General features: G+C 69.2%; 16 protein-coding genes and 1 pseudogene. 7 read left to right on the top strand and 10 right to left on the bottom strand.

What is annotated here, in order from left to right; genetic code table 11:
• The 3 genes and pseudogenes from ADK41_RS43540 to ADK41_RS29970 form a co-directional block, all read left to right on the top strand.
• Positions 1-466, top strand: a pseudogene (locus ADK41_RS43540) (helix-turn-helix domain-containing protein); the annotation flags it as partial.
• Positions 467-510: 44 nt separating this feature from the next.
• Positions 511-1,095, top strand: coding sequence for a DUF6932 family protein (locus ADK41_RS29975; protein ID WP_030823517.1), 585 nt, complete (start codon positions 511-513; stop codon positions 1,093-1,095).
• Positions 1,092-1,994 (top strand): hypothetical protein, encoded by a 903-nt coding sequence (locus tag ADK41_RS29970; RefSeq protein WP_030823514.1) that lies wholly within the window; start codon positions 1,092-1,094, stop codon positions 1,992-1,994. Before ADK41_RS29975 ends, ADK41_RS29970 begins: the two co-directional genes overlap by 4 nt.
• Before the next feature lie 33 nt (positions 1,995-2,027).
• Here the strand turns inward: ADK41_RS29970 and ADK41_RS29965 are convergent, their stop codons facing one another.
• A complete protein-coding gene (locus ADK41_RS29965) occupies positions 2,028-3,224 on the bottom strand; it encodes a hypothetical protein (protein WP_053670322.1) in 1,197 nt (398 codons plus the stop codon).
• Positions 3,221-3,769, bottom strand: a complete 549-nt coding sequence (locus ADK41_RS29960) for a DUF4365 domain-containing protein (protein ID WP_051843064.1) — start codon at positions 3,767-3,769, stop codon at positions 3,221-3,223. The genes ADK41_RS29965 and ADK41_RS29960 overlap by 4 nt, the downstream gene beginning before the upstream one ends.
• Before the next feature lie 246 nt (positions 3,770-4,015).
• On the opposite strand from ADK41_RS29960, the gene drmA reads away from it, so the two are divergent.
• The 4 genes from drmA (at position 4,016) to ADK41_RS29940 (ending at position 11,248) form a co-directional block, all read left to right on the top strand.
• A complete protein-coding gene (drmA, locus tag ADK41_RS29955; protein WP_158717654.1) occupies positions 4,016-7,630 on the top strand; it encodes a DISARM system helicase DrmA in 3,615 nt (1,204 codons plus the stop codon).
• Entirely contained in the window at positions 7,627-9,480 is a 1,854-nt protein-coding gene (gene drmB / locus ADK41_RS29950; RefSeq protein WP_030823502.1) for a DUF1998 domain-containing protein, read from the top strand. The genes drmA and drmB overlap by 4 nt, the downstream gene beginning before the upstream one ends.
• Complete coding sequence (gene drmC / locus ADK41_RS29945) at positions 9,462-10,310, top strand: DISARM system phospholipase D-like protein DrmC (RefSeq protein WP_324604878.1); 849 nt, start codon at positions 9,462-9,464, stop codon at positions 10,308-10,310. Before drmB ends, drmC begins: the two co-directional genes overlap by 19 nt.
• Before the next feature lie 116 nt (positions 10,311-10,426).
• The gene (locus ADK41_RS29940) at positions 10,427-11,248 is read left to right on the top strand and encodes an SAM-dependent methyltransferase (protein ID WP_030823498.1); all 822 of its coding nucleotides are present in this window, start codon (positions 10,427-10,429) and stop codon (positions 11,246-11,248) included.
• A 78-nt stretch (positions 11,249-11,326) separates the two neighbouring features.
• Here the strand turns inward: ADK41_RS29940 and ADK41_RS29935 are convergent, their stop codons facing one another.
• The 8 genes from ADK41_RS29935 to ADK41_RS29900 all read right to left on the bottom strand — a co-directional run bounded on the left by ADK41_RS29935 (position 11,327) and on the right by ADK41_RS29900 (position 23,172).
• Complete coding sequence (locus ADK41_RS29935; protein WP_030823495.1) at positions 11,327-12,499, bottom strand: endo-1,4-beta-xylanase; 1,173 nt, start codon at positions 12,497-12,499, stop codon at positions 11,327-11,329.
• A gap of 341 nt (positions 12,500-12,840) precedes the next feature.
• Positions 12,841-13,728, bottom strand: coding sequence for a hypothetical protein (locus tag ADK41_RS29930; protein WP_030823492.1), 888 nt, complete (start codon positions 13,726-13,728; stop codon positions 12,841-12,843).
• Positions 13,729-13,908: 180 nt separating this feature from the next.
• Positions 13,909-15,102: an elongation factor Tu gene (tuf, locus tag ADK41_RS29925; RefSeq protein ID WP_030823490.1), complete on the bottom strand. Its 1,194-nt coding sequence runs from the start codon at positions 15,100-15,102 to the stop codon at positions 13,909-13,911.
• Between the two features lie 168 nt (positions 15,103-15,270).
• Complete coding sequence (fusA, locus tag ADK41_RS29920; RefSeq protein ID WP_030823482.1) at positions 15,271-17,397, bottom strand: elongation factor G; 2,127 nt, start codon at positions 17,395-17,397, stop codon at positions 15,271-15,273.
• A gap of 39 nt (positions 17,398-17,436) precedes the next feature.
• A complete protein-coding gene (gene rpsG, locus ADK41_RS29915) occupies positions 17,437-17,907 on the bottom strand; it encodes a 30S ribosomal protein S7 (protein ID WP_003992340.1) in 471 nt (156 codons plus the stop codon).
• A gap of 2 nt (positions 17,908-17,909) precedes the next feature.
• Positions 17,910-18,281: a 30S ribosomal protein S12 gene (gene rpsL / locus ADK41_RS29910; RefSeq protein ID WP_003948652.1), complete on the bottom strand. Its 372-nt coding sequence runs from the start codon at positions 18,279-18,281 to the stop codon at positions 17,910-17,912.
• Between the two features lie 278 nt (positions 18,282-18,559).
• Complete coding sequence (locus ADK41_RS29905; protein ID WP_078661867.1) at positions 18,560-19,120, bottom strand: DUF1707 and DUF4190 domain-containing protein; 561 nt, start codon at positions 19,118-19,120, stop codon at positions 18,560-18,562.
• 152 nt (positions 19,121-19,272) lie between these two features.
• Positions 19,273-23,172 (bottom strand): DNA-directed RNA polymerase subunit beta', encoded by a 3,900-nt coding sequence (locus ADK41_RS29900; protein WP_030823478.1) that lies wholly within the window; start codon positions 23,170-23,172, stop codon positions 19,273-19,275.
• Positions 23,173-23,249: the final 77 nt, after the last annotated feature.

Here is a 23,249-nt window from a genome sequence, read left to right as displayed (position 1 = left end):
CCCCCCGACCCCGGCCGCCGAAGGAACGCGCCCCCCAGCCTCGGCCCCGCAAGGCGCTCCCCGCCGTCCCCCAGCCCGGCTACGCCGCCCCGGCCCTCCTCCAACAGGCCACCGACCTCCTCACCGGCCTGCGCCGCCACGACCCCCGCCTCCTGCTCTCCGCGACGGACACCGCCCACCTGGCCCCCGGAGTCGCCGCCTGGCTCGAACGCGAGGTCACCCCCACCGCCGTACGCCACGCCCTCACCGACAACCTTCCCGACGAACCCCTCCACCGCCCCGCGGCCCTCCTCGCCCACCGCCTCACCGACGGACTCCCACCCCTGCCCCCGTACCGGCCCCGGCCGACCCCTTGCCCGTGCGCCACGGCCTCCGCAACTGCGACGGCTGCGACCACGCCTTCCGCGCCCCAGAAACCGAAACCCACTGCCCCAACTGCCGTACAACAGGCCCCCATCGCCTCTAACCTCGAATGCGGCCCCTTCCTCACCCACCGCCCTCAGGACCCACGTGCTGCCTTCCTTCACCGCCACGGATTTCCTCCCCCTTGGCCGCTACTCGGTCTCTGCCGCAGAAGCGGAATCCCTGCTGGTCAAGGCACCGGAGTTCGAGAATTCCAAAACCCGGACCAGGCTGTGGACCGGACTGCGCGGCTACCTCGAAGGGTTCCTCGCCCTGGAGGACGCGTACGCGAGCGTCCTCGACGGCCTTCCGCTCATCCACAGGCTGTGGCTCGGTGGCAGCTTCGTCAGCGCGAAGCTCGACCCCCGCAACATCGACGCGACCCTATTGATCGACGTCCGGGCCGAGCGGGCGATACGCGGCAGGCCAGGCTCCAAGTGGCTGACCACGGCGTTCAAAAGCCGGGACAGCATCAGGCGGGAGTTCGGGGTCTCGCCGGTCCGGGTCGGTTACCTACCGGTCAGCCGTGTCTTCCGGCCTGAGCTCATGTCCACCGAGGAACGGACATACTTCATGGAAAGAGGGGTGTGGGACGACTGGTGGCAGCGCTGTCGACTGCCTGATCAGGCGGACCGCTCCCCGTCCGAGGCCAGTGCCGCCCCGGCACGCGGATATCTGGAGGTGCGACTGTGACGACCGGCGACAGCTGGCGCGAACGCAGGCGCGAGCTCCTCAGAAACAACCCGACCGCCGCAGCCGCCGCACGACAGCGGCTGTGGGAGATGGGAACAGAGCACCGGGACGACGACGAGGTCGAGGCCGACCACCGGGCGAGCCGACTCGCCGCGGTACGGGAGTACGAGCCCCACGCCCGCCTCGACGAAGAGCTGCGGCTCCGGCTCACCGGTCCTCACACGGAGCGCGGCGCGTTGCGCTTCCAGTGGGGGGACGCCCTCCTCGATCCGGTGGAGAAGGCCGTGTCCGCCGCCGCGGGCACCCCGGTCCGCCTGGAACTCACCGGCCTCTCGGCGGGCAGCACCGTGATCCACGCACGCCCCGTCGCCACGGCGCACGCGACGGACGCACCGATCGTGGACGGTCTCTCTGCGGCCGGTATCGGTGTGCAGACCTTCTGCCGACTCCTTCACGTCCTGGAGTCCGAGGAGGACGTCCGTGACTGGCCGCGGCTCTTCGACTCCGTCGACGCCGTGGCACGCGCGCTGGACGAGTTCGCTCTGTCCTTGGACGTGGCCTGGTACGACACCTACGGTCACGTCCTCAGGGCCCGCCTCGGTGAACGCGGCCGGCACCACGCCGAACGTCTCCGCCGCACCCGGTCACGGGATCAGGAGATCACCCTCTCCGGCCGCATCACGGAACTGCGGGAGAGCGGCTGGGCCAAGGTCAAGACGGGTACGGCCGGGAACGCCCCCTCCTACGACGTCCACTTCGAGGACCCCGAGGTCCTGCTCCGTATGCGCCCGGGACTCGGGGACAACGTCCACTTCCGGGTCCGGTTCAGACAGCGCCTGGACGCCGTCGGCATCACGCGGGCCACGGAGTACACGTACCTGGGACGAGCTGCGGAGTAGGAGCCGCTGGATCCCTGGTCGGCCGCCCGCCTGTCATACCGGCCGCACCTCGAACTCGGTGACCGGCCGCAGCAGCAAGCCGTTCCCCCGCGTTTCCAGGTTCCCCCTCACCACCACCTGCCAGCGGTGACGCCAGGCACTCATGGCTTGCTCGACGTGTTCCCTGCTGAGCTGCACTCGCACCTGACGCGGGCGGCCCCATCCCTCGTGGGCGAACGAACCGTAGACCGTGGCTTCACGGTGCTGCCCCTTCTCCGCCCGCAGGCGGGTCACCATCCCTACGAGTACGACGCCCAGCTCCCGGTCAAGCCGCTTCCGCAGGTCCTTGGCCCCCTCCTCCAGGACCATGACATGGCGTGGAGTGATCGCCACCGGCGGCGAGGCCTGCGTCACCGGCAGGTCGGGAGCCCAGGCGAAGGACAGGGAGTACCCACGCCGCTCCTCCCCGGCGATCCTGACCAGGGCCTCGCAGAGATTGGCCGAAAGTCCTGCCTCGATGAATCGTGCGAAATCGGCCAGACTGTCCCGTTCGAGAGACTCGTCTGCCGCAACCCTCGCGCAGGTAACACCCGCGAACAGGACCCGGGAGACCTGGCGTGCGTAAGGCTCGGATGCTCGTGCACCCGGCCCACCCGGGAACGGATCGGCATCGAAGAGCGCGGCCTGCCGGACCGCCTCCTGCAGGCGCCGGGCCCGCTGGTGCGGCAGGGGCGTGTGAGCCGCGACGACGTAACTGCCGACCCGGGTCTGGTCCAGCCGGACGGACGCCACATGGTCCTTCACCGCCTGCGGTTTCTGCGCGGGCTGCACAACCTGCGGAGTCAGTGCCGAGGACGCGGCGGCGGTGTGCAGCTCCCTCAGACCGTTGAGTGCCGACACCAGGTCCAGCAGCGGAGCCGTACCGGACGGTCCGGGCGGCGTCAGGCGCAGGAACTGCCAGTCCGACGGCGGCAGGCGCATCTCCCGCAGGATGTCCCCCGGACGACGCGCCTCGACCACGGCGAGGGTCTCCAGGATGTCGGCGATCCGGCCCGGATAGTCCCGGCGCCGCTCGGCCGGCACGAGGACCTCGTACGGCGCGTCGGGCTCGGTCTCGACGTACCGCTCCCACAATTCGGCGCCTGAAAACGCGCGCTCCGTCCGCCAGCCCTTGCCGCTCAGATATCGGCGGAGGGTTTCCGGGGCCAGGGTCTGGGCCTCCTCGAACTCCGCGTCCGTGATCACGTTCACGACACCCCCACCATGGCCCGGAAGTTCGGGGAGAACAGGTCGTGCAGGGTGTCGGCGGTCAGCAGATTGCCCCGCGGGACGTGGACCCTGCGCGTGCCCGTGCCGCCCGCGACGGGCTTCTGGTCGTGCAGACACGCCCAGTAGGCGGCGTTGCGCAGCAGCAGCCGTTCCGGCGTCGCATCGGACCACGAGAAGGGGTCGGCGGGTGCCAGGACGACGAACAGGAAGCGCGGGATGTCGTAGTCGTTGCCGGCCAGTTCGTTGTAGTACCGCGTCTTGAGGTCGAAGGCGATGTGATCGTCGTGCAGTTCCGGTGAGGAGGTGCACTTCACCTGTGCTTCGATGACCGGGTACCGGCGTCCGCCCGACCGGCGGGGGTGACCCAGTTGCCAGTCCACGCCGACCCGGTCGCGGTCGCGCTGGGCCGCGTCGATGTTCGCCGCCGCGGCCAGCATGCGGATGAACTGCTCCCCGAAGTGACCTCGGTGACTGTTGTCGCCGAACCCCGGGGAGAACTCCTCCCACTCGTCAGCACGCAGCGGCACTCCGTAGGACCCTTTCGGTACCTGATGTGGGATCCCACCGGTTCTGCTGTCCGTCATCAGCCCCCCGCGTGCCCTCCGCGCCCCTTACCGCCCGACGGCCGTACGCGCCTCGTACCCTCCGGCGAGCGGAGAGTAACGAGCGTCACATTCGACGCCAAGAACAGTGATCACGTTTCGGCCGGAAGCGGTCGGGGGCCCTGTTTCACGTCACTGCCGGTTGTCAGCGGTCCGGCCTAGTCTGTGCCCGTGACCCAGGAATCCCTCGCCGTCTCCGGCACCGGCCCGGACCCCGCCGACCCGGTGCTCGCCGCGCCCACCCCGCAGCAGCTGCGCGACCGGCTCGCCGAGCTGGTGGTGCGGGACCTGCTGGGACCGGACGGGGACGAGCCCGAGGAACTGACCGGCAACCCGATGGACCACTACATCATCGGGCGGCTGGCGCCCGGGGGCCGCCGCGAGGAGCACGGCGGCGTGCGGCCGGTCGGCAAGGAGATCGTGCCGGACACGCTCGACGAGCCCGGCATGACGCCCGAGCTGGAGCCGGAGGCCGGTGACCCGGAGCCGTCCGCGCCCAACGTGCCCAGCCTGCACCCCTCCACGCTGGGGCTGACCCTGCGCGTGGAGGACGGAGTGCAGGAACTCACCGTCGACTGCTCCTGGGCACAATACGAGCGGGGCGAGTCGAAGATCGAGGGCAATCCCCGCCGGGTGTTCCACCGGGTGCCCTGCTCGGGCCGGGTCACGGTGAAACTGGTGGAGGGGAAGCTGTCGGCACAGCCGGTGCACGCACGCGACTTCCCGCACGTCGTCGTGCGCGGCCGGGCCCGGCGGCACGAGGGCTCGTGGCTGGTGTCCCTCTTCCTCGTCAACGGCCAGGAGGACCGGCCCGGTTCGGCCCACTGGATGTTCCAGGCCTCCATGACGGTCACGGGAGCGTCCGGCACCGCCCCCTTCCTCCCCCGGCGGAACGCGGACCCGGCCGGCGGTGACGAGGACGAGCGGCGTTCGCTCGCCATGACGTACCGGTTCCACCCCGAGTTCGCGGTGGGGCACGGGACGGGCGTGCACGCCGAGGCGGACCCGGACGACCCGCGGCGCGCGGTGCGCGTCTCCACCACGGCTACGCCGACGTACGAGGTGCCCCACACGGACGTGCCCGATCCGCACCGGGACGAGCGCGATCACGACCTGCCGGAGCTCACCGACCTCGTGCTGGACATGCGCGAACTGAGCGAACTGGAGCCGGAGCCGCTGCGTGCCGCGCTCCTTCCGCTGGTCGACGGCTACCGCTCCTGGATCGTGCGGCAGCTCGCGTCGGTGGACGATCCGGCCTCCGGGCTCGACGTCTACCGCTCCGAGGCCGAGGCGAACATGTGGCGGGCCGGGCGGGCGGCCGACCGCATCCAGGCCGGCATCGACCTGCTGCGGGACGACCCCGAGGCGCTCGCGGCGTTCCGGTTCACCAACCGCGCCATGGCACATCAGCGGGTACACACGATCGCGGCGGCCGACCGCCGACGTTCACCGGCGCAGTCGCTTCAGGAGGCGGTCCAGCGGGCCGACCTCCCGGAGAACCGCAGCTGGCGCCCGTTCCAGCTGGCGTTCCTGCTGCTCAACCTGCCCTCGCTCGCCGACCCTACGCACCCGGAGCGGGCGGACGACCAGGGCGCGCTGGCCGACCTGCTGTGGTTCCCCACCGGCGGCGGCAAGACCGAGGCGTACCTGGGCCTGACCGCGTTCACCCTGGCCATCCGGCGCCGCAAGCCCCACCTGGGTGGGCTGGACGCCGAGCACGGGGTGGCCGTGATCATGCGGTACACGCTGCGGCTGCTCACCATCCAGCAGTTCCAGCGCGCCACCGCGCTGATCTGCGCCTGCGAGGTGATCCGCCGTGAGACGCCGGACCGCTGGGGGCGCAACCCGTTCCGCATCGGGCTGTGGGTGGGCGGCCGGGTCACCCCCAACACCACCGACCAGGCGGCGGACTGGGCCAAGGAGCGCAAGCGGGACAAGGGGTTCGGCGGCTTCGGACGGATGGGGTCGCCGCACCAGCTGACCAGCTGCCCCTGGTGCGGATCCAAGATGGAAGCCGGCCGCGACATCGGCGTCGACACCACGCTGCGGCGCACCTTCATCACCTGCCCGGACGCCTACGAGTGCCCCTTCGGCGGAAGCGTCTTCGGACTACCCGCCGACGAGCAGGGGCTGCCCGTCCTCGTGGTCGACGAGGAGATCTACCGCTTCCCGCCCGCACTCGTCATCGCCACGGTCGACAAGTTCGCCCAGCTGCCCTGGAAGGGCGACACCCAGGCCCTGTTCGGGCAGGTGTCCCGGCGGTGCACCCGGCACGGGTACGTCACCCCCTCCGCCGTGGACACGGACTGGGAGTCGTCCAGCCATCCGGCCTCCGGAAACCACCCCTCGGCCTCCACCGTCGACGCCCCGCGGGTACGGCCGCCGGACCTGATCGTCCAGGACGAGCTGCACCTCATCTCGGGCCCGCTCGGCTCCCTCACCGGCCTGTACGAGACGGTGGTGGACCGGCTCTCCACCTGGGAGCCCGAACCCGGCCACAGCGTGCGCCCCAAGGTGATCGCGTCCACGGCCACCGTCCGCCGCGCCGACCGGCAGATCCACGATCTCTTCGCCCGCCGGACGGCCGTCTTCCCCCCGTCCGGGCTGAGCGCGGACGACACCTTCTTCGCCCGGCGCCGCCGCACCGACGAGACACCCGGCCGCCGCTACATGGGCATCTGCGCGCCGGGCGTGCGGACCAAGTCCGTCGCCATCAGGGTGTTCGTCGCCCAGCTCGCCGCCGCGCAGCACCTGTACGAGACATACGGCGCGAGCGAACTCACCGACCCCTACATGACGTCGGTCGGCTACTTCAACAGCCTGCGCGACCTCGGCGGTATGCGGCGGCTGGTGGAGGACGACGTGGCGGCCAGGCTGCTGCGCACCGACGAGCGGGGACTGTCCGTGCGGCGCATCGGGGAGCCGGCCGAGCTGACCAGCCGGATGGCCTCCGAGGCCATCCCCGACATCCTGGAGAAGCTGGACGTCGGATTCGGCCGGCGCGCCAAGGGATCGCCCCGGCCCATCGACGTGCTGCTCGCCACCAACATGATTGCCGTCGGCGTGGACGTCGCACGCCTGGGCGTGATGATCGTCAACAACCAGCCCAAGTCGACCGCCGAGTACATCCAGGCCACCAGCCGCGTCGGCCGCCGGGCCCCCGGCCTGGTCTTCACCCTGCTCAACTGGGCGCGGCCACGGGACCTCTCGCACTACGAGACGTTCGAGTCCTTCCACGCGACGCTCTACCAGCACGTCGAGGCGCTGTCCGTGACCCCCTTCGCCGACCGGGCCGTGGACCGAGGGCTCACCGGGGTCCTGGCGGCACTGGTCCGCAACCTCAAGCCGGACTACAACGCCAACCGCGGGGCCCAGTACGTGGACCGCCGCGGCGAAGTGGTCAGCCACGCCGTCCGCTCGTTGGAGCTGCGGGCCCGGGACGTCACCGCGGACCGGCACGTGGTGGACGAGGTGCGCGCCCGGCTCGACGCACGCCTGGACCACTGGGAGCAGAAGCGGCGGGCACCGGGCGCCGTGCTCGGCTACCGCGCCGCCAGACGCCAGGGCGATGTCGCTCCCCTGCTGATCGAACCCGACAGCGGCCCGTGGCGGCTCATGACCTGCCCGACCTCGCTGCGTGAGGTGGAACCACCGGTCCGTCTGATCTTCTCCGGCGAGACGGTGGACGGGGCGGCCGGAGACGAACCGCCCTACATGCCGCGACAGCAGCCGGCCGACGACGCCACCGACCGCGACCGTGACGAGGACCCCTGGGAGAACTCATGACCAGCCCCGCACCCCAGGCGCTCCGCGTCGGCGAGCTGCGCCCCAGCCAGCTGCTGCACACCTACGGCATCGGGGCCGTCACCGACCTGCCCAACCTGTCCACCATGGTCATGGGACTGGACGACTGGGATCCGGTCCGCGCACGCGTCCTGACCGAGGACCGGCTGCTCGCCGCCGTCCGCCGCCGCCTGGGCAACCAGGTGGCCGCCCTGCGCACCCCTCCGCACCTCCCGGAGAACCCGTCCGACCCCTACGGCGACTGGACCAGGACGGGCGTTCCGGTCAGCCTGTTCCCCCGCTGGCTGCGGTGCTCGCGTGAACGCTGCAACCAGCTCGCCCCCGCCTCCAGCGGCCTCTTCCAGCTCCGGCCCAACCTGTACCGCCCGGAGAAGACCAAGTACGTCCACGCCAACTGCGGTGGTGGCGGCAAGGGGCAGCCGACCGCGCTTCCCGCCCGCTTTCTCGTCGCCTGCCCGGACGGACACATGGACGACTTCCCGTGGGTCTACTTCGTCCACGGCGGAGCCACTCCCTGCGAGGGGGGCACCCTGACCCTGACCGTGGCCGGCACCACCGGTGAGGCCGCCAACGTCTTCGTCCGCTGCACCTGCGACAAGGTCCGCTCCATGGCCGACGCCCTGGGCCATGCCGGCGAGCGGAACCTCCCGGCGTGCCGTGGCCACCACCCGCACCTCGGCACCTTCACCCCGGACTGCGACCAGCACGCCCGCACCATCTCGCTCGGCGCCACCAACAGCTGGTTCGCCTCCCAGCTGCGGGTGTTCAGCATCCCCCGGGCCGAGGAACCGCTCACGCAGGCGGTCAAGGAACACTGGAGCCTGCTGTCCCCGCTCGCCGCGGTTCCGGCCGACGCCGCCAAGATGCTGCTGCCCACCCAGGCCTGCTGGCCGGAGCTGGAGCAGTACGGGGCGGACGCGGTGTGGACCGCGATCACCCGGGAAGCGCAGTCACTCTCCGGTGAACAGAGCGAGGAGGACGACGAGTTCGACCTCACCACCCCCGAGTGGCGGGCCTTCACCCAGCCACGCGACCACACACTGCCCGACTTCACGACCGTACGGGAACGGCGGGTCCCGGCCGGGACCGCGGACTGGCTCGACAGCGTCGTCCTGGTGCACCGGCTGCGCGAGGTGTCGGCCCTGACCGGCTTCACCCGGATCGAGGCTCCGGAATGGCTGCCGGCCGAGGAGACCCAGGCATCGGCCGGAGCCTCGCTCAGCAGGACGGACCCGACGTGGGTCCCCTGTGCCGAACTGCGCGGGGAGGGGGTGTTCCTGGCCCTCAACGAGGCACGTCTGTCCGCCTGGGAACGGCAGGAGACCGTACTCGCCCGCGAGCGGGTGCTCCAGGCGGCCCACCTGGACTGGTGCCTGGCCCGGGGGATGGAGCCGCGCTGGCCGGGCATCCGCTACGTCCTGCTGCATACCCTCGCGCACGTCCTCATCCGCCAGTTCGCCCTGGAGTGCGGCTACGGGGCCTCCGGCATAGCGGAACGCGTCTACGCCCGCTCCGGCCCCGACCCCATGTCCGGCATTTTGCTGTACACCGCCGCGCCGGACAGCGAAGGCACCCTGGGCGGACTGGTCTCCCTCGGCCGCAGCGAGCGACTCGGACCGGCCCTCGACCGGGCCCTGGACGAGGCCAGACTGTGCAGTTCCGACCCGATGTGCGCCGAGCACGATCCGCGGGACCACGGCCGTCTGCACGGCGCCGCCTGCCATGCGTGCCTGTTCGCGGCGGAGACGTCCTGCGAGCGGGGGAACCACTACCTGGACCGGGCCCTGCTCGTTGAGACCCTGGCGGGCGACATGTGCGCGTTCAGGCCGTGAGCGGTCCCCGGGACGCAGGGGGCGGCGGTGATCGGGGTCCCCACGACGCCGCGGGCCGGCCGCAGGCGAGGGTGCCCTCCGCTCGTGACGGCGGTGCGGGGCACCGCCTGCCCCGCCTTCTCGCCGCCCTGTGTGCCCGCCTTCCGGACGATCTCCTCACCGCATGGGAAGAGCTTCTGTCCGGTGCGACGGGTCCCGAAGACCCACGCGTCATGCATTACGCCGCCGGTCAACCCGCGGCGGGCCTGGCCGAGCAACTGAAGGCGATCGTCCAGGTCTGGCGTGCGGAATGTCCCGGCCTGCCCGGCGCGGCGCTCGCCCTGGCAGTCACCGCCGTCAGGTCGTCACCACGGCCGCTGCCCGCCCAGCCCGTGGTGAGCGGGCCCATCAGTGCCGCCATGCCGGGGCGCCTGACCCGCGGAATCGCGCTGGAGGTCATCCACTCGGCCTCCACTTCACTTTTGATCGCCAGTTTCGCGGTCTACGGAGCGGACGATGTCGTCGCGGCGATAGCCGGGGCGGCCCGACGCGGGGTTCAGGTCGACCTGCTCCTGGAGGAGTCCACCCACGCCGCGACGGCCTTCGTCGCTCTCCCCGCCGACGTACGTGTCTGGCACCGGAGCGGCGGAGCAGGAGTGCTGCACGCGAAGCTGCTGGCCGCGGACCGGCACACCGCCCTGCTGGGCAGCGCGAATCTGACCGATCGCGGGCTGTCGGACAACATCGAGGTGGGCGTGGTCCTCCATGACCCGGCGGTGGTGGAACCCCTGGTCGATCACTTCCGTTGGCTCATCAGCCCGGGGGCCGGAGTGATGCGCCGCGCCCGGTAGGTGTCCCCGGACCACAGGGCGGCGGGTGCCCGGCGCATCGCGCCGGGCAGGGCCCGGTTATCGTGGCGATCACGACCGGAAAAGGTCAACTGCCGTGCGGCACAAGGGGAAACGACGTGGACCAGCAGGACTTCGGCATGGACGCTCCGATACCGATCGACACCGCCAAGCCGCATCCCGCGCGGATGTACGACTGGTTCCTCGGCGGCAAGGACAACTACCCGGTGGACGAGGAGCTGGGCAGGCAGCTCGTGGCGTTCGCGCCGCCCATTCCGGTCATGGCGCGGATGAACCGGGCGTTCATGCACCGTGCCACCCGCTGGGTGGCCGGCCAGGGCGTGCGCCAGTTCCTCGACATCGGGACCGGCATCCCGACGGAGCCGAACCTGCACCAGGTGGCCCAGGGGATCGCCGCCGACGCGCGGATCGTGTACTGCGACAACGACCCGATCGTCCTGGTCCACGCCGAGGCGCTGCTGCGGGGCACCCCCGAGGGGGCCGTCGACTACGTGCAGGCGGACGCCCGTGACACCGCCGCGATCGTCGAGCGCGCGCGCAGGACGCTGGACTTCGAGCGGCCGGTCGCGCTCTCCCTGATCGCGCTGCTGCACTTCATCGGCGACGAGGACGGGGCGTACGAGCTGGTGGAACGGCTCAAGGAGGCGCTGGCGCCGGGCAGTTACCTGGTCATGTCCCACCTCACGCCCGACTTCCACCCGGAGGAGGCGTCGAAGAAGGTGATCGACCTGTACCGGGCGGGCGGGCTCACCATGGACATGCGCAGCCGGGACCGGTTCGCCCGGTTCTTCGAAGGGCTGGAGGTCGTCGCCCCCGGCATCGTGGCGGCCGAGGAGTGGCACCCGGAGCTCGGGGAGCCGGTCCCGGGCCAGGAGGGCGTCCACAGCGGGGCGTACGTGGCGGTGGCCCGCAAGGCGTGAGCCCCGCCGGGCGCCGGGAGGGGGACCGCCCCCGGACCGGCCGTGCGCGGCCGGTCCGGGGGCGGTCGGTGGGCGTCCTCAGCCCTTCCGGTGCTTGTGGCTCTTCTTGCAGTCGTCCTTCCGGGCCGCCTCCCTCAGCGTGTCCCGCAGGGCGTAGAAGGCCGGCTTGCGGTCGAAGTCGTCGGTCATGACGTTCGCGAAGCCCTCGCCCTCGAAGAACACCGGCACCCACGAGTACTTGTCGGTGAAGCCCCAGATGGTGAACGAGTCGCAGCCCTCGACGGCCAGGCACGCTTCCAGGGTCCGCCGGTAGTAGTCGGCCTGCTGCCGCTCCTGCGCCTTGGTGGGCGCGCCGCCCTCGGGGACGTCCATGCGGACGTCCAGCTCGGTGACGGCCGTCTCCAGGCCGAGCGCGTCGAACCGGCGCAGGTTGTCCTCCAGGTCGTCCGGGAAGCCGTACCGCGTGCTCAGGTGGCCCTGTACGGAGAAGCCGTGGACGGGGACGCCCTGGGCGAGCAGGTCCTGTATGAGGGCGTAGTAGGCGTCGCTCTTCGCGTTGACGCTCTCGACGTTGTAGTCGTTGAAGAACAGCTTCGCCTTCGGGTCGATCTCGTGGACCCATCGGAAGACGTCCGCGACGATGCCCGGACCCAGCTCACGGATCCAGATGTTGTCCCGGGTGCGCAGGTCGCCCTGGTCGTCGAAGATCTCGTTGGCGACGTCCCACTGCTGGATCTTCCCGGCGTAGCGGCCGACGACGGTGGTGACGTGCTCGCGCAGGATGGTGCGCAGCTCCTCCTTCGAGAAGTCGCCCTCCTCCAGCCACGCGGGGTTCTGGCTGTGCCACAGCAGGGTGTGGCCGCGTACGACCTGCTTGTTGCGCTTGGCGAACTCGACGATCGCGTCGGCCTGGGCGAAGTCGTAGCGGTCCCGCTCGGGGTGGATGTAGTCCCACTTCATCTGGTTCTCGGGGGAGACCGAGCTGAACTGGCGCCCCAGGATCTTCCGGTACTCCCTGTCGTAGGTGAACGGGTCCGGGTAGTCCTGCTCCAGGTGGTGGCCGCCGCCTGCCACGGCGGTCCCCACGACGAAGCCCTCGGGAGCGGCCGAGCGCAGCCGGTCGGGCGCGGCGTGGGAGTGCGGCGCGGCCTTCTCTCCGCCCGCCGGGCCGGCGGTGGCCGTGCCCGTCATGAGCGGCAAGGTCAGGGCGGTGGTGGCGAGGGCCACGGTGGCGAAACGAATGGATCTCATGCGGGGAGTCTCATTCCGTCGTCGTTCGTTCTCGAATGTTTCGAAACCGAAGCCGAAACATTAGGGACGGGCGGACGCTAAGGTCTGGCCGAGCGGCGCGTCAATACCCGTGCGAAGGTCCGCACGCCGACGCGCCTCGCCCCGGTACGAACCGGGACGAGGCGCGGATGAATCGCATGCGCTCTGAACGGCGAACTGTTCGAACGGATCGGTACGCGGCGCGGACCACCGCGCCGGGCGGAGCCCAGTGCCACTTCATGCGCGAGGGCTCCGACACCGGGCACGGCAGCGATGTCACCGGATCGGCCGAGCCGTCTACGACGGGAACCAGGACAGGCCCGTCAGTCCACGGCCCCCGCCTCGCCGGCCGGCGCGAAGATCTCCGCCGCCGACGTCGCGGTGAGGGCCCTCGTGAACCACAGGTCCAGTACGTCAGGGTCACCACACCCGACGATCCGCTCCCGGTCCTCCTCGCCGACCTCGACGCTCCGATGAGCCAGCAGACGCAGAAGAGCCTTCGCCTCACCCTCCGCCCGGAGCTGCTGGGCAGTCTGCGACTGGAAGAACGAGAGGTCGACGGCCATGAGATGCCTCCAGAGATCCGCGGCCTGCGTCGTGCCGAGGCCTTGTTCCATGAGTTCGATGAAGGTGCCTGCGGTGTTCTCGTCGTCGGCCGACAGGCCTTTCAGTGCCTTCGCCAGCGCGTTCAGTATGGCATCGGCTTCCGGCTCGCAGCGGCGCAGCGCCGCCGACAGAATCGTCAGCGGGATGTCACGGGCGGCCTCGTCGGGGCTGTCGATCACCGGCACGTCGTCGGGCCCCAGGACCAGGGGTCGCAGGGTGAGCGAGGGCCACTGGCGCGGGCCGATGTCGAACTGCCGGGCCGCCCAGGCGGCCGTCTTCCGGTCCGGGCACACGACGAGGAGGACCGGCGGGACGCCGTACTTCGCGTACACGTGGGACAAGTAATAGGCCCAGCTGGCCGGCTTGTGCGGGCTGGGCTTGCTCTGCGACTCGACGGCCAGGACGAAACTGCCGTCCTCGGTGTCCATACGCAGCAACGTGTCCACCCGCCGCTCCAGCGGCCGGGTCTCCGTCAGGTCGGTGGAGAGCTCCGAGGCGGACACGAGTGGGGGGAAGGCGACGCCGAGGTTCCTGGCGACGCGTGCGAAGAGGCCCGGTTCTTGCTGGAAGATCCGGTGCAGGGCCTCATGGGATGAGCTGACCATGAGGCGAAGCTATGGGCGGATCGGCATGTGCCGTACGCACATGCACCACCGTTCCCACGATCGAGCGATCGATGCGGCGGCGGAGTTGACGCCCGCACAAGCGAAAGGGCCCGCACGACCGAAGTCGTGCGGGCCCTCTCAGGTGCTCGCGGCAGGAGCTACCAGGTCAGATCAGCAAGCTCACTTGTTGATCTTGGTGACCTGGCCGGCGCCCACGGTCCGGCCACCCTCACGGATGGCGAACTTCAGGCCCTCCTCCATGGCGACGGGCTGGATGAGCTCCACCTTCATCTCGGTGTTGTCACCCGGCATGACCATCTCGGTGCCCTCGGGGAGGGTCACGACGCCGGTCACGTCCGTCGTACGGAAGTAGAACTGCGGGCGGTAGTTGTTGAAGAAGGGGGTGTGACGGCCACCCTCGTCCTTCGACAGGATGTAGGCCTGGGCCTCGAACTCGGTGTGCGGGGTGACCGAACCGGGCTTGATGATGACCTGGCCGCGCTCGACGTCCTCGCGCTTGATGCCGCGGAGCAGCAGACCGACGTTCTCACCGGCCTGGCCCTCGTCGAGCAGCTTGCGGAACATCTCGATGCCGGTGACCGTGGTGGTGGTCTTCTCGGTCTTGATGCCGATGATGTCGACGGTCTCGTTGACCTTGAGGACACCACGCTCGATGCGGCCGGTGACGACCGTACCGCGACCGGTGATGGTGAAGACGTCCTCGATCGGCATCAGGAACGGCTTGTCGACGTCACGCTCGGGCTGCGGGATGGACTCGTCCACGGCCTTCATGAGCTCGAGGACGGAGTTGCCCCACTCCTTGTCGCCCTCGAGGGCCTTCAGGGCGGAGACCTTGACGACCGGAACGTCGTCGCCCGGGAACTCGTACTCGGAGAGCAGCTCACGGACCTCGAGCTCGACGAGCTCCAGGATCTCCTCGTCGTCCACCATGTCGGCCTTGTTCAGGGCGACGACGATGTAGGGGACGCCGACCTGGCGGGCCAGGAGCACGTGCTCCTTGGTCTGCGGCATCGGGCCGTCGGTGGCGGCGACCACGAGGATGGCGCCGTCCATCTGCGCCGCACCCGTGATCATGTTCTTGATGTAGTCCGCGTGACCGGGGCAGTCGACGTGGGCGTAGTGACGCGTCTCGGTCTGGTACTCGACGTGCGCGATGGAGATGGTGATACCGCGCTGGCGCTCTTCGGGAGCCTTGTCGATCTGGTCGAAGGCCGAGGCCTCGTTCAGGTCCGGGTACGCGTCGTGCAGCACCTTGGTAATGGCGGCCGTGAGGGTCGTCTTACCGTGGTCGATGTGACCGATGGTGCCGATGTTGACGTGCGGCTTAGTCCGCTCGAACTTCGCCTTCGCCACGGGGGTCCTCCTGAGAGTGGTTCTGGTACGCCTTACTCATCGGCGCCAGGTGATCTTTGCTGGGAAACCCGGACCCGGGGCATTCCGCCGGGTTGGCGGCGGAATGCCCCTTGCAGGCTCCGGGGTCAAGCCTAAAGCGTGTGAACGGGGTCCGTTAAACGGAGTCCGTTACTCGCCCTTGGCCTTCGCGATGATCTCCTCGGCGACGTTCCGCGGAACCTCGGCGTAGGAGTCGAACTGCATGGAGTAGCTGGCGCGGCCGGACGTCTTGCTGCGCAGGTCGCCGACGTAGCCGAACATCTCCGAGAGGGGCACGAGACCCTTCACGACGCGGGCACCGGCCCGCTCCTCCATGGCCTGGATCTGGCCACGGCGGGAGTTGATGTCGCCGATGACCTCACCCATGTAGTCCTCGGGCGTGGTGACCTCGACGGCCATCATCGGCTCCAGGAGCACGGGCGAAGCCTTGCGCGCGGCCTCCTTGAAGGCCTGCGAACCGGCGATCTTGAACGCGAGTTCGGAGGAGTCGACCTCGTGGTAGCCACCGTCGATGAGCGTGACGCGGACGCCCGTCATCTCGTAGCCGGCCAGGATGCCGAACTGCATGGCCTCCTGCGCACCGGCGTCCACCGAAGGGATGTACTCCTTCGGGATGCGGCCACCGGTGACCTTGTTCACGAACTCGTAACTGGCGTCGCCGCCCTCGATCGGCTCGATCGCGATCTGCACCTTGGCGAACTGACCGGTACCACCGGTCTGCTTCTTGTGGGTGTAGTCCACGCGCTCGACGGCCTTGCGGATCGTCTCGCGGTAGGCGACCTGGGGCTTGCCGACGTTGGCCTCGACCTTGAACTCACGGCGCATACGGTCGACCAGCACCTCGAGGTGCAGCTCGCCCATACCACCGATGATGGTCTGGCCCGTCTCCTCGTCCGAGTGGACCTGGAAGGACGGGTCCTCCTCGGCCAGACGCTGGATCGCGACGCCCAGCTTCTCCTGGTCGCCCTTCGACTTGGGCTCGATGGCGACCTGGATGACCGGCGCCGGGAAGTCCATGGACTCCAGGATGACCGGGTTCTTGTCGTCGGACAGCGTCTCACCGGTGGTGGTCTGCTTCAGGCCCATGACGGCGACGATGTCGCCGGCGCCCACCGACTCGATCTCCTCACGCTTGTTGGCGTGCATGCGGTAGATCTTGCCGATGCGCTCCTTCTTGCCCTTGACGGAGTTCAGCACGGCGGTGCCGGACTCCAGGCGGCCCGAGTAGACCCGGACGAAGGTGAGCTTGCCGAGGTGCGGGTCGCTCATGATCTTGAACGCGAGCGCGGCCAGCGGCTCGTCCTCGGACGGCTTGCGCTTGACGACGGTCTCGGCGTCCTTCGGGTCGTGACCCTCGATGGCCTCGACGTCGAGCGGGGTCGGCAGGTAGCGCACGACCGCGTCGAGCAGGGGCTGGACGCCCTTGTTCTTGAACGCGGTGCCGCAGAACACCGGGGTGACCGTGGTGTCGCTGGACTTGCCGGAGGCGATGGTGATGCGACGGATCGCGGCGTACAGCTGCTCCTCGGTGGGCTCCTGGCCCTCCAGGTACAGCTCCATGATCTCTTCGTCGTTCTCGGCGACGGCCTCGACCAGCTTGCCGCGCCACTCCTCGGCGGCCTCGGTGTGCGTGGCCGGGATGTCGACGACGTCGTACATCTCGCCCTTGGCCGCCTCGGCGGACCACACGAGCGCCTTCATGCGGACCAGGTCCACGACGCCCTGGAAGTCGGCCTCGGCACCGATCGGGAGCTGCATGACGAGCGGCTGGGCGCCCAGACGGTCCGAGATCATGTCCACGCAGCGGTGGAACTCGGCGCCGGTACGGTCCAGCTTGTTGACGAAGCAGATGCGCGGGACGCCGTAACGGTCGGCCTGACGCCACACCGTCTCGGACTGGGGCTCGACACCGGCGACACCGTCGAACACGGTCACGGCACCGTCGAGCACACGCAGGGAACGCTCCACCTCGACGGTGAAGTCGACGTGCCCGGGGGTGTCGATGATGTTGATCGTGTAGTCGTTGTCCTCGAGCGGCCAGTGACAGGTGGTGGCAGCGGACGTGATCGTGATGCCACGCTCCTGCTCCTGCTCCATCCAGTCCATGGTGGCGGCGCCGTCGTGGACCTCACCGATCTTGTACGACACACCGGTGTAGAACAGGATCCGCTCGGTGGTGGTCGTCTTGCCCGCGTCGATGTGGGCCATGATCCCGATGTTGCGGACCTTGGCCAGGTCAAGTGAAGTGGTAGCCATAAGGCTTCAGTCTTCTCTCGGTCTCGATGTGGGTAGCGACTACCAGCGGTAGTGCGCGAAGGCCTTGTTGGACTCGGCCATCTTGTGCGTGTCCTCGCGCTTCTTCACAGCGGCGCCGAGGCCGTTGGAGGCGTCGAGAAGCTCGTTGAGCAGACGCTCGGTCATGGTCTTCTCGCGACGGGCGCGGGAGTAACCGACCAGCCAGCGCAGCGCGAGCGTGTTGGCGCGACCGGGCTTGACCTCGATCGGAACCTGGTACGTCGCACCACCGACACGGCGGGACTTGACCTCGAGGGTCGGCTTGATGTTCTCCAGCGCGCGCTTCAGCGTGATGATCGGGTCGTTGCCCGTCTTCTCACGCAGACCCTCCATGGCGCCGTAGACGATGCGCTCGGCGGTGGAGCGCTTGCCGTTCAGCAGCACCTTGTTGATCAGGGAGGTCACCAGAGGAGAACCGTAGACCGGGTCGATGATGACCGGGCGCTTCGGGGCGGGGCCCTTACGAGGCATTCTTACTTCTCCTTCTTGGCGCCGTAACGGCTGCGAGCCTGCTTGCGGTTCTTGACACCCTGGGTGTCGAGCGAACCGCGGATGATCTTGTAGCGAACACCCGGCAGGTCCTTCACACGGCCGCCGCGCACGAGCACGATGGAGTGCTCCTGCAGGTTGTGTCCCTCACCCGGAATGTAAGCGGTGACCTCGATGCCACTGGTCAGACGCACACGCGCGACCTTACGCAGGGCCGAGTTCGGCTTCTTCGGGGTGGTCGTGAACACACGCGTGCAGACGCCACGACGCTGAGGGGAACCCTCGAGTGCGGGCGTCTTGTTCTTCTCGACCTTGTCCTGCCGGCCCTTGCGGACCAGCTGCTGGATCGTAGGCACTACTTCTCCGGTTTCTGTGTGCCGAATGGTGAAGCTAACCTGGAACGTCACCGACCCACGCGGTCGGGTGTGTCGAATCCCGCGACCTTCCGCCGAACGACGGAAGGAACGTGTGGATTGCGGTGGCCGTTCATCGGCCCCCGGTGCGGTGTGATGGCACGCACGAAGACCAGGGCACACCCCAGGCACAAGGTCTGAGCGTACCTATCGCATTCGCTGCGGTCAAAACAAATGGGCCCGAACCGCGCCGCCGCGCGGAACACGCCGGTCCTCGGTTGTCAACCGGTGGCCAGCGCGAGCGCGAACGACAGGAGCATCAGGACCGTCCACGCCCCGTTCGCCAGCCAGCCGAGCGCCAGACCGGTCAGCGCCATTCCGTCGCCCTCCTCCCCCGTGCGCCTGATCTCGGCCCGCGCCGCGTGCCCCAGGATCACCGCCGGGATGCCGGTGATCCCGAAGGTGACCAGGCAGAGCCCGCCGCAGACGGCGGAGGCGACCGCCTTGCCGTTCACCCGCGCCCGGGGCGCCGGCAGGAACACCGCCGGCACGGCGTGCGCGGCATGCGGTACGGGTCCCTGCGGCAGGTCGGCCACCAGCAGCGCCAGCTCCCCCACCGTACGGGCGGCGTACGCCCGCGCGACCCTCTGGTCGAACTCGGGCTTCTCCAGCCGCCCCTCCCCGTATCCCGCCCTGAGGACGTCCACGGCCCGCTCCCGGTCGGCGTGCGAGGCGCGCATCGACGGGGCGGCCTGACCGCCCCACGGCTGCCCTCCCCACGGCTGCGGCACACCGTGCCCCTGCTGCCAGGGCTGCCCCTGCGAGTACGGCGAATACGACACCGAGCACCATCTCCCCCGTCACACCGGGTCCCTCCATGATGCGCCAGGACGGCCGTTCGGGCACGGGTTCGGCGGCACACGGCCGGTATACGACGCCGAGGGGCGGCCACCCCGTACGGAGTGACCGCCCCTCAGTGCTTCTGACCTACGCCTTACTGGTTGTACGGACCGTAGTCGTAGTCCTCCAGCGGAACGGCCTGGCCGGAGCCCGTGCCGAAGGGCGAGTAGTCGATGTCGTCGTAGCCGACGGCCGAGTACATCGCGGCCTTGGCCTCCTCGGTCGGCTCGACCCGGATGTTGCGGTAGCGGGACAGACCCGTACCGGCCGGGATGAGCTTACCGATGATGACGTTCTCCTTGAGGCCGATGAGGCTGTCGGACTTGGCGTTGATCGCCGCGTCCGTCAGGACTCGGGTCGTCTCCTGGAAGGAGGCGGCCGACAGCCAGGACTCCGTCGCCAGCGAGGCCTTGGTGATACCCATCAGCTGCGGACGACCGGAGGCCGGGTGACCGCCCTCCTGGACCACACGACGGTTCTCGGTCTCGAACTTGGAGCGCTCGACCAGCTCGCCGGGCAGCAGCTCGGCGTCGCCCGACTCGATGATCGTCACGCGGCGCAGCATCTGCCGGATGATGATCTCGATGTGCTTGTCGTGGATCGACACGCCCTGCGAGTTGTAGACCTTCTGGACCTCGCCGACCAGGTGGACCTGGACGGCACGCTGACCCAGGATGCGCAGCACGTCGTGCGGGTTGGTGGCACCCACGGTGAGCTGCTGGCCCACCTCGACGTGCTCGCCCTCGGAGACCAGGACCTTGGCGCGCTTGGAGATCGGGAACGCCGTCTCGTCGCTGCCGTCGTCCGGGGTGACGACGAGCTTCTTGGTCTTCTCGGTCTCCTCGATCCGCACGCGGCCGGAGGCCTCGGAGATCGGGGCGACACCCTTCGGCGTACGGGCCTCGAAGAGCTCGACGACACGCGGCAGACCCTGGGTGATGTCGTCACCGGCCACACCACCGGTGTGGAAGGTACGCATCGTCAGCTGGGTGCCGGGCTCACCGATGGACTGGGCGGCGATGATGCCGACCGCCTCACCGATGTCGACCAGCTTGCCGGTGGCCAGCGAACGGCCGTAGCACATCGCGCAGGTGCCGACGGCGGACTCGCAGGTCAGGACCGAACGGGTCTTGACCTCCTCGACGCCGCGGGAGACGAGCTCCTCGATGAGGACGTCGCCCAGGTCGGTGCCGGCCGGGGCCAGCACCTGTCCGTCGACCACGATGTCCTCGGCGAGGCAGCGCGCGTACACGGACGTCTCGACGTCGCCCTCCTTGCGGAGCACGCCCTCCGCGTCCCGGCTCGCGATCTTCAGACGCAGACCGCGGTCGGTGCCGCAGTCCTCCTCGCGGATGATGACGTCCTGGGAGACGTCGACCAGACGACGGGTGAGGTAACCCGAGTCGGCGGTACGCAGAGCGGTGTCCGCCAGACCCTTACGGGCGCCGTGCGTGGAGATGAAGTACTCCAGCACGGACAGACCCTCACGGAACGAGGCCTTGATGGGCCGCGGGATCGTCTCGTTCTTCGCGTTCGACACCAGACCACGCATACCGGCGATCTGACGCATCTGCATCATGTTGCCTCGTGCGCCCGAGTTCACCATCATGAAGATCGGGTTGGTCTTCGGGAAGTTGTCGTTCATCGCCTCGGCGACCTCGTTGGTCGCCTTGGTCCAGATCGCGATGAGCTCCTGCGTGCGCTCGTCCTTGGTGATCAGACCGCGCTCGTACTGCTTCTGGACCTTCTCGTCCTGCGCCTCGTAGCCGCGGACGATCTCCTTCTTCGCCTCGGGGACGACGACGTCGGAGATGGCCACGGTGACGCCGGAACGGGTGGCCCAGAAGAAGCCGGACGCCTTCAGGTTGTCGAGCGTCGCCGCCACGATGACCTTCGGGTAGCGCTCGGCGAGGTCGTTGACGATCTCGGAGAGCTGCTTCTTGCCGACCTCGTAGTCGACGAACGGGTAGTCCTCGGGCAGCAGCTCGTTGAAGAGCGCGCGGCCCAGGGTGGTGTTCAGCCGGAAGCTGTCACCCTGCTGCCACTCGGGCTCGCCCTCCTCGCGCGCCGGCGGGGTCCAGCCGCGCGGCGGGATGGTGCCGACCGGGAAGCGGACGTCGATCCTCGACTGGAGCGACAGCTCGCCCGCGTCGAAGGCCATGATCGCCTCCGCGACCGAGGCGAAGGAACGGCCCTCGCCCTTGAGGTCGCGCATCTCGCCGTCGGTGGTGAGGAAGAACAGACCGAGGACCATGTCCTGGGTCGGCATCGTCACCGGACGGCCGTCGGCCGGCTTGAGGATGTTGTTCGAGGACAGCATCAGGATGCGGGCCTCGGCCTGCGCCTCCGCGGACAGCGGCAGGTGCACGGCCATCTGGTCACCGTCGAAGTCCGCGTTGAACGCGGTGCACACGAGCGGGTGGATCTGGATGGCCTTGCCCTCGACCAGCTGCGGCTCGAAGGCCTGGATGCCGAGGCGGTGCAGCGTGGGCGCACGGTTCAGCAGAACCGGGTGCTCCGCGATGACCTCTTCCAGCACGTCGTACACGACCGTGCGGCCGCGCTCGACCATGCGCTTGGCGCTCTTGATGTTCTGCGCGTGGTTCAGGTCGACCAGGCGCTTCATCACGAACGGCTTGAAGAGCTCCAGCGCCATCGCCTTCGGCAGACCGCACTGGTGCAGCTTGAGCTGCGGGCCGACGACGATCACGGAACGCGCCGAGTAGTCGACTCGCTTGCCGAGCAGGTTCTGACGGAAGCGGCCCTGCTTGCCCTTGAGCATGTCGGACAGCGACTTCAGCGGACGGTTGCCGGGGCCCGTGACCGGGCGGCCGCGACGGCCGTTGTCGAAGAGCGCGTCGACGGCCTCCTGGAGCATGCGCTTCTCGTTGTTCACGATGATCTCGGGCGCGCCGAGGTCGAGAAGCCGCTTCAGGCGGTTGTTGCGGTTGATGACACGGCGGTACAGGTCGTTCAGGTCGGAGGTCGCGAAGCGGCCACCGTCCAGTTGCACCATCGGACGCAGGTCCGGCGGGATGACCGGCACGCAGTCGAGCACCATGCCCTTGGGGCTGTTGCTGGTCTGCAGGAACGCGGAGACGACCTTGAGGCGCTTGAGCGCACGGGTCTTCTTCTGGCCCTTGCCGGTGCGGATGATCTCGCGGAGACGCTCGGCCTCCTCGTCGAGGTCGAAGGACTCCAGGCGCTTCTGCAGCGCCGCGGCGCCCATCGAGCCGTCGAAGTACGTGCCGAAGCGGTCGCGCAGCTCGCGGTAGAGCAGCTCGTCGCCCTCGAGGTCCTGGACCTTGAGGTTCTTGAACCGGGTCCACACCTCGTCGAGGCGGTCGATCTCGCGCTGCGCGCGGTCGCGCAGCTGCTTCATCTCGCGCTCGGCGCCCTCGCGCACCTTGCGGCGCACGTCGGCCTTGGCGCCCTCGGCCTCCAGCTCGGCCAGGTCGGTCTCGAGCTTCTTGGCGCGGGCCTCGAGGTCGGCGTCGCGGCGGTTCTCGACCTGCTGGCGCTCGACGGAGACGTGGGCCTCCAGCGAGGGCAGGTCGCGGGTGCGGCGCTCCTCGTCGACGTACGTGATCATGTACGCCGCGAAGTAGATGACCTTCTCCAGGTCCTTCGGGGCGAGGTCGAGCAGGTAGCCCAGGCGCGACGGGACGCCCTTGAAGTACCAGATGTGCGTGACGGGCGCGGCCAGCTCGATGTGGCCCATCCGCTCACGGCGCACCTTGGCGCGCGTGACCTCGACGCCACAGCGCTCACAGATGATGCCCTTGAAGCGGACGCGCTTGTACTTGCCGCAGTAGCACTCCCAGTCCCGGGTCGGACCGAAGATCTTCTCGCAGAAGAGTCCGTCCTTTTCGGGCTTGAGCGTGCGGTAGTTGATCGTCTCGGGCTTCTTGACCTCGCCGTGGCTCCACTGACGGATGTCGTCAGCGGTGGCCAGGCCGATCCGGAGCTCGTCGAAGAAGTTGACGTCGAGCACTATGCGTCAATCCCTCTCAGGGTTGTAAGTCTTGGGGTCTGAAACGGGGGTCCTGGGGCGGGCGGCCCGGAGTTCAC

The organism is Streptomyces caelestis (genome assembly GCF_001279005.1).
Lineage (GTDB): Bacteria > Actinomycetota > Actinomycetes > Streptomycetales > Streptomycetaceae > Streptomyces > Streptomyces heliomycini.
The sequence above is the reverse complement of the archived record's forward strand: the minus strand, read 5'-3'. Positions and strand labels throughout refer to the sequence as shown.

Coding starts and splice junctions, on each gene's coding strand:
- fusA (WP_030823482.1), bottom strand. CDS start 17,397: ATGGCTACCACTTCACTTGACCTGGCCAAGGTCCGCAACATCGGGATC.
- ADK41_RS29930 (WP_030823492.1), bottom strand. CDS start 13,728: ATGGTCAGCTCATCCCATGAGGCCCTGCACCGGATCTTCCAGCAAGAA.
- ADK41_RS29935 (WP_030823495.1), bottom strand. CDS start 12,499: ATGAGATCCATTCGTTTCGCCACCGTGGCCCTCGCCACCACCGCCCTG.
- drmB (WP_030823502.1), top strand. CDS start 7,627: ATGACCAGCCCCGCACCCCAGGCGCTCCGCGTCGGCGAGCTGCGCCCC.
- rpsG (WP_003992340.1), bottom strand. CDS start 17,907: ATGCCTCGTAAGGGCCCCGCCCCGAAGCGCCCGGTCATCATCGACCCG.